Consider the following 18362-nt stretch of genomic DNA (forward strand, 5'->3'; position numbering starts at 1 on the left):
ACGAAACGTAACAGATTTACAGTCTGCCCCCTTTGGCCACTCGGGAATTCCTCCAAAACAAATTACTTTGATGTCGTCGCTTTTCAACTGATCGACAATGATTAGTATATCTGCAAAGAGCTTTTATTTCAACTCTCATATCCACTAGTGTGCTTAATTTATCCTTCTATTTCTCCTGATTTCTTCTATATGCTTCAATTTAACATATCATTCTTATTTATTTTTTATTTTCTCATTAACCTTGTCTAATTGTATAAAATTTGAACTTATTCTTTCTATTTCTTTATAATCTTCATCCGAAAGCCTCTTCTTTAGAAGCTTAAAAGCATTCGTTATTCCTTCTTCTTCATTATCTTCTTCATAATACTCTCTTATCTTTCCCATATCAAGCGCGGATAGCTTTTTTAGTATCTTATCAAAATCCTTTCTATCCTCAGAAGATAGTTGTTCTAATGCCTTTTCTTTATCTACTTTAAACACGGTTCCATTATTATAAGACACAATTTCTTTACTAATAGTATCACTAGCTGCAATTTGACCTTCTGGCTGCCAAAAAAACATTAAATAAATATTTAGTAATATTATAAATATTGATAATAAATATACACAAACTTTCTTCATATTAACCTCCTTTACTTGTATTAATTTCCATAAAATATTTTTTTATACTATCTTTTGATTACTCATCATATACATTTTATAAAGGGGGTATATGTCCTTGATTGATTTAAATTCTAATACAAATTCAAAATTTTATTATGATTTAACTTTAGAAATTAAAAATTATATTACTGAAAATACTGTAATAGTTTGTATTGGTACTGATAAATGTATCGGTGATTGCTTAGGACCTTTAGTAGGATCCATATTAACTGAAAACTTTTTTCCACTTCCAGTTTACGGAACCTTATCTTTTCCAATTCATGCTTTAAATATAGATGAACGATTAGATGAAATATACACTAAACATCCTAAAGCATCCATAATTGGTGTTGACGCATGTTTAGGAGATGAGAGTGATATAGGTGAAATTCGTATACGAGACTATGCGATACATCCAGGCAAAGGAGTAGGTAAGGAGCTTCCTGAGGTTGGAATTGCTTCTGTTATAGGAATTGTAGACTCCAGCGATAATGCAGAACTCTTTTTTTCACGTAGCATAAGACTTTCCTTTGTTATGAACATGGCAAAAATCATATCTAGAATATTTATTGAAGCCTATAATTTAAATCGTGGGCAATTTCCTATGATTTAAATTATATACAAAAACAATAACAATTTACTATATTCCAGATTTGCATGATTAATATGTCATTCGGATGATATTATATTAGGAAAACATATTTCTCTATTCTTTTGTAAATATGCATCATGATTATATACTCACTATTTCTTATTATATGCCTTCCTTATATTTTTTAATTAGGCACATGAAAAATAGGCTAGCAGATGGACTAGATATTTATTTGATTGTGCCTTAAATAACGGCCAGAACAATGTTCCAGCCGTTATTTATTAATACTATTCTATTAATACTATTTGTTGTGAATTTACTTCACTATCTAACTTATCTATGTAGCTTAAAACCTTACCAGTTCCTTTAACAACACATTCAATAGAATTCTCGGCAACAGTTGCTGCAACTCCTGTCCTAAATTCAATAAGCTTATCTAATCCATGTACTAATGCGCCACCACCAGTCATCAATATTCCTCTTTCTATTATGTCTGAAGCTAATTCAGGTGGAGTTCTCTCTAATACTCTTTTTACAGTTTCAACTATTACTTCTACTGGTTCTTTTATTGCATTTCTTATTTCCTCAGTAGTAATTTCTACTTCATCTGGTAATCCTGTTATAAGATTTCTTCCCTTCATCATATATGTTAGATTTCTAGAATTTTTAAAGGCTGATCCTATGTTTATTTTTAATTCTTCAGCAGTCTTTTCGCCTATCATTAACTTGTAATTATTTCTTACATATTTTATTATAGAATCATCAAATTTATTTCCAGCCACTTTTATAGATTCTCTTTCTACTACTCCTCCTAATGAAATTACAGCAACATCACAAGTACCTCCACCAATGTCTACTACCATACATCCATTTGGTTTAGTAATATCTAATCCTGCACCAATAGCAGCCGCTAATGGTTCCTCTATTAAATGAACCTTTTTAGCTCCTGAGTTCATGGCTGCATCAATTACTGCTCTTTTCTCAACTTCCGTTGCTTGAGATGGTACACAAACAATTACTTTAGGTGCTCTAATAGTTTTCTTACCACATGCTTTTCTTATAAATTCTTTTAGCATTTTTTGAGTTATATCATAATCCGAAATAACTCCATCTTTTAACGGACGCACTGCAACTATGTTTCCCGGGGTTCTTCCTATCATTTTTCTTGCCTCTTCCCCTATAGCCAATAGCTTATTATTATTTTTATTTATGGCTACTACGGATGGCTCCTTTAATACCACCCCTTTACCACTTACATAAACTAAAACAGTTGCCGTTCCTAAGTCAATTGCAAGGTCTATCCCTGTTCTCCACATCTCTTATTCACTCCTATAATACATATTAATACCTATATTTACATAATTCTACTAATATTATATTATAGACTTAAATTTATCAAGATTCAATAATTTTATACTTCATTTTTGTTGCTTCTCCACCCCTAATGTGTCTTTCAGCTTTATTTAATTCCAATATAGAATGAGTTTCTTGGGCAATTTCCGGATTAATTTTTAAAAGTCTTTCTGTCATATCTTTATGAATTGTACTCTTACTTACTCCAAAAACCTTTGCGGTCTTTCTTATTGTAGCTTTTGAATCTATAATGTACCTTGCAACATCTAAAACTCTTTCTTCAATATAATCTTTCAAAATATCACTTCCTTAATCTTGTCTTTAACATAATAGTTTGTTAACATTTTTTAATTAGTCATTTATCCTAACTATGACAAATGACTAATATTAACTTTTATCTTATTTAGTTTTTAAGCTGAAATATTTTTCCGGATTAACTTGCTCTCCATTAGCATCAATTACCTGTAAATTTAAAAATTCTCCAAATACATCTTTGCTAAATACTTTTGCGGTCTCTCCAACCTTACCAATAACTTGGTTAGCTGTTACCTTTTCACCATTCTTAACCGATAAATTTGCATCAAGATTTCCATATCTTGTTTTCAATCCATTAGCATGCTTAATCTCTACAACTACGCCTTCTTCAACCCCTGTATTTTCAGCAAAATCTACCACACCATCAGCTGCTGCCTTAACATCAGTTCCTATATTAGCTTGTATATTTACACCTCTAACAGTTCTAAAAGAACCTTCTTCCATTTTTACTGGAGCAGGATAAGTATATTTTCTACTTTCAACACCATCTATAGGATTTATGAAACTTACTTTATTAGTTGTAGCTACTGTAGTTGATTTCTCTGCTTTTGTATTATTATTGCTTTCCTTATTGTCCTGAACATTTTCTACTCTCTCTGCATTTTGAACTTCATTTATAGCCTTTTCATCATTGCTAGAATTCAATGTTAATTCTTTATTTGTATCTTCTGTCTTATTTACTTCATTTTTACTGCTCATCATTTTATATGAGACAGTTCCAATAGCCAATAATATACAAAGACAGAGGAATAAAGCGATATAAAATCCCTCCTTCCTAAATAATTTTTTTGCTCTTTCTTTTAAATTCTTGTTCAACATGAACACCTCCAATTGTTATATTTCCCCTTTTACGAGAAATAATACATAAACGTATATTTTTTTATTTGATATTTTTGTAATTTTCAATTAATTTCTTATTAGTCTTGAGTATATCCACTTTTTTATCTTTTATACAAAATAACCATTTTTTATTATTTAAATACTATAAATTCATACAACTTAGATAACATCATCCAAACTTTTAATTATTTAAGAATCACTAAATTAAAAAGAGAATAATCATTTTATAAAAAATAATTATTCTCTCTAAATATCTATTGGAGATGTTCGATTGTAAATAAAAAGCAGTATATTACTACTAAAAAGCTCGCTTGTACTTGAATTCATTAAACTACTTTCCGTGTTTTATATTTATTTTATTTATATGTTATAGTTTGAAGTTCCACCCCATTATAGTAGTGCTTAAGAATTTTATCATAAGTTTCACCATTTTTAGCCATAACATCTGCTCCCCACTGGCTCATTCCAACTCCATGTCCATAACCCGTACAATCTATTTTTATTCCATCACCTTCCAAATTTAATATGAAGTTTGTTGAATTTAAATTAAACAGTTCTCTAAATTCTGTGCCTTTTATATCCTCATTACCTACTTTAATTTCTTTTACACTTCCAGCTTCAGTATAGCTTTCTATTTTTATCTGAGAAACTAAGTCATTTACTTTAATCTTGGCATCTTTATATTTTGCATTAATCTTATTTACGAATTCATTTATTGGAACTTTTACAGTAGATTTATATTTAGGAGCAATTTCTTCCCCTTTACTTTCTTCAGATTTCAAATAGGGTACATCAATAGAAAGGACATCTTTTGCATCTTCAGTTTTACCTGCGCTAATAGCAAAGAACTGTGGATATTCTAACACAGCTCCATTGTAAGTAAGAACTTGGCCTTTTGTATCTAGAACTGCTTTCTGAATTTTATTCCAATTACTTTCTTTTTCTTGACTACTCCATTTAGACATCCTTTCATCTTTACTCATATATACTTGGCAATTACTTGTGTCACAAACTTCTGCTCCTTTTTCCTTATCATCTTTGCTTGGGTTATTACGTCTATTCATATAAAATGTTCTTGCTGCTACCGCTTGAGCCTTTAATGCCTCTTCTTCAAAGCTTGCTGGCATTTCACTTGCTACTACCCCCATTATATATTCTTCCAAATCTATCTCCTCTACTTTATCTTCTGCCTTGCGATAAAGTTTCACTTTTCCATTTTGGGGAAATACTATTTGTGAATTCTTAATCATACTCTCATCCTTTAAACTAAATGAATTGCTCCCCCCTTGATCAACATCTAAAAATATTAGTGGCAATACAATTAAGATACTCAAAATAATTATACTTATAATGACAGTTATTTTTATACTATTATTAATTTTTATATTTGAATTTTTCATACCAATTATCTTCATTAATTTTTCCTCCCCAAATATGCACTATAAAATATATTCTTTACTTTCTACAATTATGATGATTATGTTAACTACAAATATAAAAATTTCAATTATAAGTTGTTTATATAGTTGAGCCTTCCCGCTTTTCTGATAGTTTTCTTAACATTAAAAATAAAATAAAAAAGCTCAAGAAATAAACATAAAATATCTATTTCTTGAGCTTTTGCATTTCTTTTTTAATAATATACTACTGAAGCAAATTTATATACTTACTCTATAAATATCTGCTCCTAAATTTCTGAATTTATTTTCAATGCTAACATATCCTCTATCAATATGATAAACATCGCTTACTTCAGTCTCTCCATCTGCTATTAGTCCACTTAATATCATGGCTGCTCCCGCCCTCAAATCTGTTGCCTTCACCATACATCCTGTGAGCTTAGGAGTTCCCTCAATTATTGCTGTTCTTCCATCAATTTTTATATTAGCTCCCATTCTTTGAAGCTCAGCCACATGCATGAATCTATTTTCAAAAACTGTTTCTGTGATTACACTTACACCTTCAACTATAGATAATAAACTCATCATCTGTGCTTGCATATCTGTTGGAAAACCTGGATAAGGCAAAGTCTTTATATCTAATGGCCTTTTAGGTCCTCTTCCATCTACTATTATAGAATTATTGTCATTATGAGTAAATTTAACACCACATTCTTTTAGCTTCTCTATTATCGGTCTTAAATGATCCTCATTTACTCCATTAACTTTTATTTTGCTATTTGTAATAGCTGCTGCTATCATAAATGTTCCAGCTTCTATTCTGTCATATATTGGCCTATAATGAGTTCCATTTAGACCTTTAACTCCATGTATTGTTATCTTACCAAGTCCAGCACCTTCTATTTTAGCACCCATTTTATTTAAAAATTGTGCTAAATCCCATATCTCCGGCTCTTCTGCTGCATTCTCTATTATCGTTGTACCCTCAGCAAAAACTGCTGCCATCATAATATTTTCTGTTGCACCAACTGAAGGAAAATCTAAGTATATTCTATTTCCTCTAATCTTTTTTGCTCTAACCTCTACAAAACCATGGCCAATTATAACATTAGCTCCAAGTAGTTTAAATCCCTTAAGATGTAAATCTATGGGCCTGCTACCTATATTACACCCACCTGGCAATGATAGTTTGCAATATCCAAATCTAGCAAGCATAGGTCCCATAATAAAAAATGATGCTCTCATTTTCCTCATCAGCTCAGCATTAGCATCCATTTCCCTTATATTCTTTGTATTTATTGTCAATTCATTGTTTAAATTAGAAATATTAACATCACAATTTAATTCACTTAATAATTTACATATAACTTTTACATCTTCTAATTGAGGTGTATTTTCAATAACTATAGGTTCTGGACATAATATAGTTGCTGCAATTATAGGCAAAATTGAATTTTTGGCACAACTTATATCAACTTCACCTTTCAGCTCCTTTACACCTTTAACTACTATTTTCTCCATATTATCCTCCATAATAATTGTTAAACATCTGAAATTTTGTCCAAAAACTAAATCTGTTCTGAATTTATACAGTGGAATTAGTTTTTTATATAAAACCCTGTTCCAATGCACACGACAAAACTAATTAATTTTTAGTTTTTTCAATATGTCTTAATATGCTGTAAATATTATTGGCGTACCAATTATTATATGTGAAACTTTATTATACCTAATTAATGCAAAATTAATTTTATAGCTGCCATTTAAATATCCTGTTCCAGTATAGCCATTATTAATACCTAGTAATTCTGTATTTTTTAAATCATTCTCATCTAAAAACTTATTTATTGAGTAGCCATCACTTAAATTTTTTCCTTCGTAATAAGAAAAATATTGCACATCTTCTGATTCTTTATTTTCAACTTTTTGAATCATATCTCTTAAATTTATTGTTGAATACTCACTATTCTTATTAATTAGTACAATTTCTACATAGCTGTATTTATTCTCACGCCATATTTTTACATTAATGTTATAACTATGATTGAAAATTTCAAACTGATTTTCATTGATCTCTTCATAATCACCTTCTGTGTTATGAATAAAATATTCTTTTATTCTGTAAATTTCTCTTTGCATATCTTGTTTTGTTTTATATTGAAGCTTTACACCATTTTCTTCAAACACACTTACATTTCTCGCCTTTAACTCTAGTGAATTTAGTGCATTTTGTGAACTATTTACATTACCAGAAATCGCTCCTATCTCAAAAAAAGATAACAACAACATAAGAATTGCCATGCTTATTTTCATATTAGTTCCCCCTTAAGTTATCTTTTTTAATTATGGACAATTCTGATAATTAATATTCCATTTTTATCTAACTATATTTATATAATATAAATTTCTTAAAATTTTGTGATAGATTGTCAATATCTAGAATAAAAAATAGTAAAAAAACTACCTTATGAAGATATAAACATAAACCTGAAGAATAAAAAAATAAAGTGTAATGTCTCTTATATAGTTTCACCCATATAAGAAATATTACACTTTAAATCGTCATAAAATTTTATCTATGACTAGATTTCTTTAACAATATTCTTTGTTTTGCTCTAAGCAATGCTGCTTCTGCTCTACCCTTATTGTATTTTTCAGGGTTTTTTAGCCTGCTTTCAGCTCTTTTTAAAGCTTCTTCTGCTCTTTCTTCATCGATGTCTTCTTCAAATTCAGCAGCATCACTACTTATTACCATTTCATTATTTCCAACTTGCACAAGAGCTTTAGAAATAAATAATTCCTCATCATTTCCTTTAGCATCTTTAAATTTAGCAATACAAGGAATAGTACTTGATATTAAGTTTGCGTGATTTGCTAAAACTTCAAATTCTCCATCAGCAGTTTTTAACATTACTTTTTCAACCTCTCCATTATACACTTCATGGCTAGGTGTAACTATTTTTAGTAAAAAGGTATTAGCCATAATTGCTCATCCCCTTTATCCTAAATTCTTTGCTTTTTCTAGAACATCGTCTATAGTACCTGCAAATAAGAATGCTGATTCTGGTAAATCATCATACTTACCTTCAAGAATTTCTCTAAATCCTCTAATAGTTTCCTTTATAGGAACATACTTACCCTTTAAGCCAGTGAATTGTTCACCAACTGTAAATGGCTGAGATAAGAATCTTTGGATTCTTCTTGCTCTAGCTACGACAGCTTTATCTTCGTCTCCTAATTCATCTACACCTAAGATAGCTATAATATCTTGTAATTGTCTATATTTTTCAAGAACAGTTTTAACATTTGCAGCTACTCTATAGTGTTCTTCACCAACTATTCTAGGATCTAATATTCTTGATGTAGATTCTAGTGGATCTACGGCTGGATATATACCAAGTTCTGCTATACCTCTAGATAAAACTGTTGTTGCATCTAGATGTGAGAATGTTGTAGCTGGTGCTGGGTCAGTTAAGTCATCGGCAGGAACATATACAGCTTGAACTGATGTAATTGATCCATTAACTGTCGATGTAATTCTTTCTTGAAGGGCACCCATTTCAGTTGCAAGTGTTGGTTGATATCCAACGGCTGAAGGCGTTCTTCCAAGTAATGCTGATACCTCAGAACCTGCTTGAGTATATCTGAATATGTTATCTATGAATAATAACACGTCTTGACCTTTATCTCTAAAGTATTCTGCCATAGTAAGACCTGTTAATGCAACTCTCATTCTGGCACCTGGTGGCTCATTCATTTGTCCGAATACTAGTGCAGTCTTATCGATAACTCCTGAATCTTTCATTTCATGATATAAGTCATTACCTTCTCTTGATCTTTCACCAACACCGGTAAATACTGATAATCCACCATGTTGTTTAGCTATATTGTTGATTAACTCTTGAATTAAAACTGTTTTACCAACTCCAGCTCCTCCAAATAGACCTATCTTACCACCTCTTTGGTACGGTGCAAGCAAATCTACTACCTTGATTCCTGTTTCAAACATTTCAGGTTCAACTGATTGATCTTTAAAACTAGGTGCTGGTCTATGAATTGGGTATTCTTGTTTTATTTCAACATCACCACATTTATCAATAGGCTTTCCTAAAACATTAAATAATCTTCCTAGTACTTCTTCTCCTACTGGAACAGAAATAGGTGCTCCTGTATCAATAGCATCCATTCCTCTTTTCAAACCTTCTGTAGCTTCCATTGCTATTGCTCTAACAATATCGTCTCCAACATGTTGTTCAACTTCCGCTACTAAATCATGCTCTCCCATCTTAATAATAATTGAATTATATAAGTTTGGAAGAGAATCTGTATCAAATTTTATATCTATTACTGGTCCAATTACTTGAACTACTTTTCCAATCTTTTCAGGCATAAGATACCTCCTTACTAATTTTGAGCTGCTGCTCCTCCAACAATTTCACTTATTTCTTGTGTAATAGCACCTTGTCTGATTCTATTATACTTAAGTTTTAAGTTAGACAATAAATCATTCGCATTTTTAGTAGCTCCATCCATAGCAGTCATTCTTGTACTCTGCTCACTGCATTTTGAGCTCAATAAAACGTTTCTTATTTTTCCTTTTAAATAGATATTAAGAGCATCTTCTAATACTATACCTAAATCTGGTTCAATAAGGTAAGGATTTGATTTCTCTTCTGGTTTATCTATAGGCAAAATTTTAAAGCATTTTGGTTCCTGCTTAACTGATGATACAAACTCAGAATATACAATATTAACTTCTGAAACTTCTCCATTAAGATACATCTCAAGGGCTTTATCAAATATTAACTTTGCATCACTTACAGTTGGTAGATCCGAAATCCCAACATATTCAGCCACAGGTTCTACCTTAATTCTTTTTAAGTAACCGGCACCTTTAGCTCCAACCAAAATAACCTTTGAAGTTTTCTTCTTTTCTTTTATTATGCTATCTAAGTAAGATACTACACCACTATTGAACCCACCACATAATCCTGAATCTGATGTCATTAGCACATATAATTTATTTTCACTGTCATTTCCATCGAAATAAATATTTGCACCTTCTAAACTAGCTGTAGCCGCAAGATTCCTTACTGTCGGTTCAGTTATTTCAATGAACTTATTGTTTACTAATAGTTCATTCTTAGTTTTTCTTAACTTAGAAGTGGCAACAAGCCCCATAGCATTCGTTATTTTTTTTGTATTTTCTACTGATCTAATTCTCTTCTTTAAATCAAGAAGTCCAGCTGCGCCCATGATTTCCACCTCCTAAAGAAGGGCATAGCTAATTTAAGCTATGCTTCCTTTAAAAATACCTTTTTAAACTCAACTATTGCTTCCTCTAACTTAGTTTTAATATCATCAGTTAAAGTTTTTTCAGTAATAATTGCTTTTTCAACTTCTCTATGATGAGTGTCAGCATATTCTAAGAATTCTTTTTCAAATCTCTTTATATCGCTAACTTGGATGTCTGATAAGAAATCATTAACTGCAGCATATAATATCATTACTTGTTTTCCAACTTCAAGTGGACTGTATTGATTTTGTTTTAATACTTCAACTAATCTCTTACCTTTTTCAAGTCTTCTACTAGAATCGGCATCTAAATCAGAACCGAATTGAGTAAATGCTTCAAGTTCTCTATATTGTGCAAGTTCAAGTCTTAATGTACCACTTACTTGCTTCATAGCTTTAATTTGAGCGCTACCACCAACTCTGGATACTGATATACCAGCATTTACGGCTGGTCTTTGTCCTGCATTGAATAAATCAGATTCTAGGAATATTTGACCATCTGTAATTGAAATTACATTTGTTGGTATGTACGCTGTAACGTCTCCTGCTTGTGTTTCTATAATTGGAAGCGCTGTTATTGAACCACCACCTAATTCTTTAGATAGCTTAGCAGCTCTTTCAAGTAATCTTGAGTGAATATAGAAAACATCACCTGGATAAGCTTCTCTTCCTGGTGGTCTCTTAAGTAATAATGACATAGCTCTATAAGCTGTAGCATGTTTAGAAAGGTCATCGTATATTATTAATACATCCTTTCCTTGATGCATAAAATATTCACCTATACTACATCCAGCATATGGAGCAATATATTGAAGTGGTGCAGATTCTGATGCTGTAGCACTTACAACAACAGTATAATCCATAGCTCCTGCTTCAGTAAAAGTATTTACTAAGTGGGCAACTGTAGATTGTTTTTGACCAATAGCTACATAAATACAAATAACATCTTTACCTTTTTGGTTTAAGATAGTATCTATTGCTATTGCAGTTTTACCTGTTTGTCTATCTCCTATTATAAGCTCTCTTTGACCTCTACCAATTGGAATCATTGAGTCTATAGCCTTAATTCCAGTTTGTAGTGGTTGATTAACAGAACTTCTATCAATTATACCAGCTGCTGGTATTTCTACTGGTCTATGCCCAGCTGCAGTTATAGGACCTTTACCGTCAATTGGTTCTCCTAAGGCATTAATAACTCTTCCAATCATTGCTTCGCCAACTGGAACTTCAACGACATTTCCGGTTCCTTTAACTATATCGCCTTCTTTTATTCCTTTTTCATCTCCTAAAAGAACGCAACCAACGTTGTCTTGTTCAAGGTTCAAAACCATACCATATACATTGTTAGGGAATTCTAATAATTCTCCTTGCATACAGTTATCTAATCCATAAACTCTTGCAACACCGTCTCCAACTGTGATTATAGTACCAGAATCCACTGTTTTAATATCTTTTTCGTAATTCTCTATTTCTTTCTTTATAATAGAAGTTATTTCTTCTGGTTTAATATTCATGGATTCACCTCTATTCCTTCTTAAGCATTAAATCTTTCATTTCATCTATCTTTGATTTTAAGGTACCATCAATAACATCATTTCCAACTTTTACATAAACTCCGCCTAAAAGGCTTTTGTCTACTTTAGTATCAAATAATATAGTTTTTTCGTACTTCTTTTCAAAGATATCTTTTAATTGTTTTAATTCATCATCTAAAAGTGGTACAACTGTTTTAACTACACCTCTTATAGTATTTCTTCTTTCTAAATCAATATTTTCCATTTGATTTAGTATATCTTTTAATTGAAGAATTCTTCCTTTTTCAATTAAAATAATCATGAAGAAAAGTAATTCATCATCAATCTTTCCTTTAAACAAATCAGTAAATAATTGCTTCTTTTTTGCTGTATTAATTACTGGATGTTTAAGTACTTCGTAGAAGTCTTCATTTTCAGCAAAAATGTTGCAGATTTCTGTTAAATCACGTAAATATTCATCTACACTATTTTTTTTCTCAGCAATTTCATATAGAGCTAAAGCATATCTTTTTTCCAAATATTCATGCATACTACATACCTACCTTAGCAATAAAATCGCCGATAAGTTTTCTATGTGTTGCTTCATCTACTTGCTCACCTAATGCTTTAACTGAAAGCTCGATTGCTAAATCTACTGCTTGTTTTTTGATTTCATATTCTGCTTTTTCTTTTTCTCTTTCAATTTCTAAGCTAGCTCTTTCTTTTAATGAAGTTGCTTCAACTTTTGCATTTTCAACGATTTCTGCATAAAGCTTATCACCCTTAGCTCTTTGTTCTTCAGTGATTTTCTTACCTTCTTCTTTGGCTCCTTGTAGAATCTGCTCATTTTTAACTAGATACATTCTAGCTTTTTCAGCATCTTCATCAGCTTTAGTCATTTTATCATTTATATATTTTTGTCTTTCTGCAATTATTCCTTTTAGTTTATTCCAAAAGAAGTGTCTTAAAAGCAAAAGTATAATGGCAAAATTAATCCAGTTGATTATTAATGTCGACAATCTAATTTCCATATTTTATCTATATCCTCCCTTCGGAGTCAATACAATTAACTCATACGAACTCATATTTAGCTATTATTTACCCATTACTATAAATGACATTACTAATCCGTAAATCGCTGTTGTTTCTGCAAGGGCTGCACCTAAAAGTAAAAATGTCATTATTCTTGGTTGTGCTTCTGGTTGTCTTGCCACTGCTTCAATTGCCTTTCCTGTTGCGATACCAATACCTGCACCTGCTCCAATACCAGATAATACAGCTATACCTGCTGCTAAAACTCCAAAACTCATTCTAATTCCTCCTTAAATTTTCAAAAATGTCTGTTTGTTTGTTTGTTTAAATTTACTCTTCTGCAACGTTTTTAATATTAATCATAGTTAACATTGAAAATACTACCATTTGAAGTACTCCATCAAATAAATCAAAATAACCATGTAATATAATTGGTATTCCTAGCTGTGCAAAAACTCCTATTGATCTTAAGCCAGAATAAACTAAATCTACCAATACTACAGCTGCAAACATGTTACCAAAAAGTCTAAGTGCTAATGTTATTGGCAACATAACTCTTTCTAATAGATTAAGTGGTAACATAGGTACAAATGGATGAAAATATGCTTTTCCATAACCAAGAAGTCCATTTTTTCTAATTGCATTTATATTTACAACTAAAAATGTAACTATTGCAAATGATGCTGTTGTGCTAACATCACTTGTCGGTGGTTTGAAACCTATTGCCCCAATCCAGTTAAGGACTAGCAAATAAATCATTAATGTTCCTATATATGGTACAAATGATTCATACTCTTTACCCATGGTGTTCACTATAAAATCTTTTAATAGCTGATATATATTTTCTACAGCAGCCTGAGTTTTATTTGGTTTTAACTTTAAACTTTTTGTTAATGCATAAGCAGCTATAGCTAAAACCACAATAACAACCCATTCAATTATTATACCTGCTGTAATATCAACAGTATAGCCAAAAATTTCAGGCGACCATACAGGCATAGGCGTAATTTCCAATTCAAACACTTCCTTTCCTTCTCATTATATTTGATCCTATTAGTAGAATATAATGTGAAACAAATCCAGCTATATAATAAAGCATATATACCATATTATCTCTGAACGGCAATATAGTAATAACTATGAAAGCCATTCTAAGAAAAAATTCTAGTATGAAAAGCCAATTCTTTGCACCTTTACCCAAATTTTTTCCAATTGTATAACCATATGCCAAAAAATTAGCTAATGCTACACATATTCCTACTGCATAGATCCCTGCATATGTAAAATTAGAAAATAATACTATCAGTAAAGATATCAATGCACCACTTACTAGATCATACTTGATAGCTTGTAAGAGCAGTTTATTCATCTCTTTATTCATACATTACCTCCTAACTCTCAATGTTTATATTATATCTTTTATATTTATCTTTAACAAATTACTATTTTAAGTTAAATTATGCCGATTGCCCGCTTATGATTAGTTTATATTTGTATTTCTTCAAAATGCTCAGCAAATCTTACATATTACTTCATTTTTCTTATTTTTTGATGTTTATTATTTTTCACATTGCTCTTGTCAGAATATTCTGTTATATGAATAATTGCATTTTAATTCATGTTAACATTTTCATTACAGTTATTGTAAATTTTTTTTATCATTTCTGTAAATTTTGTGCAAATAACGCCTTTTTTAACTTTCATATATAGCAAACTTAAAATTATGATTTTAATAAAATTGAATATATAATTTAATGCTAATTCAAAATTTATTTTCATTTTTCAATTTATTAGATAAATTTACTTCTTCTTTTATTAAATCCCTAAGATTCGAACCATATTATAATGCGATATAACCTTTTAACTAAAATTTTTTCATGAAAATTTTTAATATAATACTTCAAATTTTATGTAATCTAAGTATTGTTTCTATTTTCTTCTTTAATCTGTCCTTTTATACTAACTTGTTTATAAAATTTCTTCTATAAAAAAAAGTTACTATGACAGCTTATCATAGTAACTTTTACAGAAATGATATTTGTACTAAACTCTTTCAACAATAAGAGCTGTTCCCATTCCCCCACCAATACAAAGTGTTGCAAGTCCTTTTTTAGCATCTCTTTTTTCCATTTCATGAAGAAGAGTAACTAAGATTCTTGCTCCTGATGCACCAACTGGGTGACCTAACGCAATTGCGCCACCATTTACATTAACTTTTGACATATCAAATTTTAAATCTTTAGCAACAGCTAAACTTTGAGCTGCAAATGCTTCATTTGCTTCAATTAAATCTAAATCTTCTATAGTTAAATTAGCTTTTTCTAAAGCTTTTTTAGTTGCATGGAATGGTCCATATCCCATAATAGCTGGATCTAATCCTTTTGATCCATAAGAAACTATTTTAGCCATTGGTTTAATTCCTAATTCTTCTGCTTTTTCTGCACTCATAACAACAAATGCAGCTGCTCCATCATTGATTCCTGAAGCATTACCAGCTGTTACTGTACCATCTTTAATAAATGCTGGTTTTAACTTTGCTAAAGTTTCTACTGTTGTACCAAATCTAGGGAATTCATCTGTATCAAATACCTTTGGATCTCCCTTTCTTTGTGGAATCACAACTGGAACTATTTCATCTTTAAATCTTCCTGATTTAATTGCTGCTTCTGCCTTTTGTTGAGAAGCTGCTGAAAAAGCATCTTGTTCTTCTCTAGTTAATCCCCACTCTTTAGCAATGTTTTCAGCTGTAACTCCCATATGGTAGTTATTAAAAGCATCAAATAATGCATCTTTTATCATTGTATCAACTAATTTACCATCGCCCATTCTTTGGCCCCATCTTGCCTTATCTAATGCATATGGTGCAGCTGACATATTTTCCATACCGCCCGCAACAATAACATCAGCGTCTCCAGCTTTTATCATTTGAGCTGCTAAACTAACTGCTCTAAGACCTGATCCACAAACCTTATTTATTGTCATAGCTGAAACTTCTTGTGGTAATCCAGCTTTAATTGTTGATTGTCTTGCTGTGTTTTGACCAAGACCTGCTTGAATTACGTTACCCATTATAACTTCTTCAATTAATTCAGGCTTAACCCCAGCTCTGTTAACTGCTTCTTTAATTACTAAAGCTCCTAAATCAACTGCTGATACATCCTTTAATGCACCACCAAAACTACCTAATGCTGTTCTTACCGCACTTACAATAACTACGTCTTTCATGTTTGACCTCCTCAAATCACATTAATTATACTATAATTTTTTCGTTAAATTATTAACATAACTAAATTATACCCTCTATTATTTGTTTTATCAAGAGAAAATTGTTAAATTTTAAACAAACTTTAAAATTTTTTAGTTATACGAAAAAAATAACAAATCAATACTGCCATGTATATTCCATATCATACAAGAAAATATGTTAACATAATTACTAAACTAATGAACATATTTCCTAAAAGTATGATACGAAATAAACAAGCATATTGCCTTGCTATCTTATTGAATCTGTATCAAATTCCTCTACATTTCTTGAATTTAAATCAAAGTATTTTAATATAGCATCTACTATTCTTCTTGATGCAATTCCATCTCCATATGGATTAATAGATTTACTCATTTTAGAATAAGCTTCATCATTTCTAAGCAATTCATTTGCCTCAGAAACAATTCTATCTACATCTGTTCCAACCAGCTTTACAGTTCCAGCTTCAACAGCTTCTGGACGCTCTGTTACATCTCTTAATACTAGTACCGGTTTACCTAGATGTGGAGCTTCCTCCTGCAATCCTCCTGAATCTGTCATTACCATAAATGATTTGTTCATTAAATTATGAGTTTCTTTAGTATCTAGCGGTGATAATAAATGAATTCTCTCTTTTCCACCAAGCCTCTCAAATACTACATCCTTAACAACCGGATTTAAATGAACTAAATATATCAATTCTACATCACTGTTTTGTTCCACTATCTTGTTTAATGCAATGCAGATATTCTGAATTCCTTCTCCCCAATTTTCTCTTCTATGTGCAGTAATCATTATAACCTTTTTATTAAAATCTATGTTGTTTAATTCCTCATTTTCAAAAACGTAATTTTCCTCAACTGTGTGTTTCATTGCATCAATTACAGTGTTTCCTGTAACATATATTTCATTCTCTTTTATGCCCTCTCTTAACAAGTTATTTTTTGATCCCTTAGTAGGTGCAAAATGTAAATCTGCTAAACTACCTGTCAATTTTCTGTTCATCTCTTCTGGGAAAGGGAAATATTTGTTGAAGGTTCTAAGACCTGCTTCTACATGACCCACCTTAATTTGTTGATAAAACGCAGCTAATGAACCAGCAAATGTAGTTGTTGTATCTCCGTGAACTAGAATCATATCTGGCTTTTCTTCCTTAAATACTTCTTCTAATCCCTCTAAAACTCTACCCGTAATTCCAGTCAAGCTTTGCTTTGTTTTCATTATATTTAAATCAAAATCTGGTTTAATATCAAATAATTCTAAGACTTGATCCAGCATTTCTCTATGTTGAGCTGTTACACAAACCTTTGATTCAATTTCTTCTCTTTTTTCCAACTCTTTTACTAAAGGTGCCATTTTTATAGCTTCCGGCCTTGTTCCAAAAATAGTAATTATTTTTTTAGTACTCAATTCATTTCCTCCTAATTCAAACATTTCATTCAGTTAAAAGTCAAGAGTTAACAATTAACAGTTGAGGATAAAAACCACTGGTTTCCTTCTTTATAACTTAGAAATTCTATTGTAGAATTTGCCATTAAAATCATAAATCCCTAATTTTTAATTTAATATCCTGCTTCTCTTGCAATTTTTAAAGAGTCATCATCTTCTATCCAAGATTCTACACTAATTTCCCTGTAATCATCTTTTGAATCTCTTATAATAACACTGATAATTCCCGAATTAATTATCAGTCTCTTACACATTGAACAAGAGTTAGCATCTTTTACATATTCTTTAGTTTTTGCATCTTTCCCAACTAAATATAAGGTTGCTCCAATCATATCCTTTCTTGAAGCACTTATTATTGCGTTAGCTTCGCTATGAACACTTCTGCAAAGTTCATATTGAGTTCCTCTTGGTACATTAAGTTTTTCTCTTATGCAGCTATTTAAATCTATACAATTTTTCCTGCCTCTTGGTGCGCCTGTATAACCTGTTGAAATTATTTCATCATTTTTAACTATTATCGATCCATAATTTCTTCTTAAACAAGTTCCTCTTTCTAAAACTGTTTCTGCAATATCTAAATAATAGTTTTGTTTATCTCTTCTTTCCATATTCAAAATCCCCACAAATCATAAATTAGTCCAGGTTACTTATGTATATAGTCAGTATATTTTTTAATTTATATT

General features: G+C 30.8%; 20 protein-coding genes. 1 reads left to right on the forward strand and 19 read right to left on the reverse strand.

Annotated elements, in window-relative coordinates:
• Positions 1–213: 213 nt before the first annotated feature.
• Positions 214–621, reverse strand: coding sequence for a hypothetical protein (locus CLOBL_RS19015; protein WP_077860465.1), 408 nt, complete (start codon positions 619–621; stop codon positions 214–216).
• Positions 622–718: 97 nt separating this feature from the next.
• Between CLOBL_RS19015 and yyaC the strand changes: the two genes are divergently transcribed.
• Positions 719–1255, forward strand: a complete 537-nt coding sequence (yyaC, locus tag CLOBL_RS19020) for a spore protease YyaC (protein WP_009168149.1) — start codon at positions 719–721, stop codon at positions 1253–1255.
• A 266-nt stretch (positions 1256–1521) separates the two neighbouring features.
• Here the strand turns inward: yyaC and CLOBL_RS19025 are convergent, their stop codons facing one another.
• From CLOBL_RS19025 to CLOBL_RS19110, 18 genes are all read right to left on the reverse strand, one after another.
• Positions 1522–2550, reverse strand: coding sequence for a rod shape-determining protein (locus CLOBL_RS19025; protein WP_009168148.1), 1029 nt, complete (start codon positions 2548–2550; stop codon positions 1522–1524).
• Between the two features lie 79 nt (positions 2551–2629).
• Positions 2630–2884, reverse strand: a complete 255-nt coding sequence (spoIIID, locus tag CLOBL_RS19030; protein ID WP_009168147.1) for a sporulation transcriptional regulator SpoIIID — start codon at positions 2882–2884, stop codon at positions 2630–2632.
• Between the two features lie 102 nt (positions 2885–2986).
• A complete protein-coding gene (locus tag CLOBL_RS19035; RefSeq protein ID WP_077860486.1) occupies positions 2987–3718 on the reverse strand; it encodes a M23 family metallopeptidase in 732 nt (243 codons plus the stop codon).
• Positions 3719–4098: 380 nt separating this feature from the next.
• Entirely contained in the window at positions 4099–5157 is a 1059-nt protein-coding gene (gene spoIID, locus CLOBL_RS19040; protein WP_077860466.1) for a stage II sporulation protein D, read from the reverse strand.
• A gap of 243 nt (positions 5158–5400) precedes the next feature.
• Entirely contained in the window at positions 5401–6663 is a 1263-nt protein-coding gene (murA, locus tag CLOBL_RS19045; RefSeq protein ID WP_077860467.1) for a UDP-N-acetylglucosamine 1-carboxyvinyltransferase, read from the reverse strand.
• Positions 6664–6813: 150 nt separating this feature from the next.
• Complete coding sequence (locus CLOBL_RS19050) at positions 6814–7455, reverse strand: hypothetical protein (protein WP_077860468.1); 642 nt, start codon at positions 7453–7455, stop codon at positions 6814–6816.
• Positions 7456–7714: 259 nt separating this feature from the next.
• Positions 7715–8125, reverse strand: a complete 411-nt coding sequence (atpC, locus tag CLOBL_RS19055; protein WP_009168142.1) for an ATP synthase F1 subunit epsilon — start codon at positions 8123–8125, stop codon at positions 7715–7717.
• Between the two features lie 15 nt (positions 8126–8140).
• The gene (atpD, locus tag CLOBL_RS19060) at positions 8141–9532 is read right to left on the reverse strand and encodes a F0F1 ATP synthase subunit beta (RefSeq protein ID WP_077860469.1); all 1392 of its coding nucleotides are present in this window, start codon (positions 9530–9532) and stop codon (positions 8141–8143) included.
• A gap of 14 nt (positions 9533–9546) precedes the next feature.
• The gene (gene atpG, locus CLOBL_RS19065; RefSeq protein WP_077860470.1) at positions 9547–10398 is read right to left on the reverse strand and encodes an ATP synthase F1 subunit gamma; all 852 of its coding nucleotides are present in this window, start codon (positions 10396–10398) and stop codon (positions 9547–9549) included.
• A 38-nt stretch (positions 10399–10436) separates the two neighbouring features.
• Positions 10437–11951 carry a F0F1 ATP synthase subunit alpha gene (gene atpA / locus CLOBL_RS19070; RefSeq protein ID WP_077860471.1) on the reverse strand — a complete coding sequence of 505 codons (1515 nt, stop codon included), beginning with the start codon at positions 11949–11951 and terminating at the stop codon, positions 10437–10439.
• Between the two features lie 10 nt (positions 11952–11961).
• Positions 11962–12501 carry a F0F1 ATP synthase subunit delta gene (locus CLOBL_RS19075; RefSeq protein ID WP_077860472.1) on the reverse strand — a complete coding sequence of 180 codons (540 nt, stop codon included), beginning with the start codon at positions 12499–12501 and terminating at the stop codon, positions 11962–11964.
• A 1-nt stretch (position 12502) separates the two neighbouring features.
• Positions 12503–12982, reverse strand: coding sequence for a F0F1 ATP synthase subunit B (locus CLOBL_RS19080; protein ID WP_077860473.1), 480 nt, complete (start codon positions 12980–12982; stop codon positions 12503–12505).
• A gap of 63 nt (positions 12983–13045) precedes the next feature.
• On the reverse strand, positions 13046–13261 hold the full coding sequence (atpE, locus tag CLOBL_RS19085; RefSeq protein ID WP_009168136.1) for an ATP synthase F0 subunit C: 216 nt from the start codon (positions 13259–13261) through the stop codon (positions 13046–13048).
• Between the two features lie 52 nt (positions 13262–13313).
• Positions 13314–13982 (reverse strand): F0F1 ATP synthase subunit A, encoded by a 669-nt coding sequence (locus CLOBL_RS19090; RefSeq protein ID WP_179117796.1) that lies wholly within the window; start codon positions 13980–13982, stop codon positions 13314–13316.
• A 16-nt stretch (positions 13983–13998) separates the two neighbouring features.
• Positions 13999–14364: a hypothetical protein gene (locus tag CLOBL_RS19095; RefSeq protein ID WP_077860475.1), complete on the reverse strand. Its 366-nt coding sequence runs from the start codon at positions 14362–14364 to the stop codon at positions 13999–14001.
• A gap of 662 nt (positions 14365–15026) precedes the next feature.
• Entirely contained in the window at positions 15027–16208 is a 1182-nt protein-coding gene (locus CLOBL_RS19100; RefSeq protein WP_077860476.1) for an acetyl-CoA C-acetyltransferase, read from the reverse strand.
• 271 nt (positions 16209–16479) lie between these two features.
• Complete coding sequence (gene wecB / locus CLOBL_RS19105; protein WP_077860477.1) at positions 16480–17640, reverse strand: UDP-N-acetylglucosamine 2-epimerase (non-hydrolyzing); 1161 nt, start codon at positions 17638–17640, stop codon at positions 16480–16482.
• A 152-nt stretch (positions 17641–17792) separates the two neighbouring features.
• Entirely contained in the window at positions 17793–18287 is a 495-nt protein-coding gene (locus CLOBL_RS19110; RefSeq protein ID WP_077860478.1) for a deaminase, read from the reverse strand.
• Between the last annotated feature and the right edge of the window lie 75 nt (positions 18288–18362).

It is taken from the genome of Clostridium sp. BL-8 (genome assembly GCF_002006495.1).
Lineage (GTDB): Bacteria > Bacillota > Clostridia > Clostridiales > Clostridiaceae > Clostridium.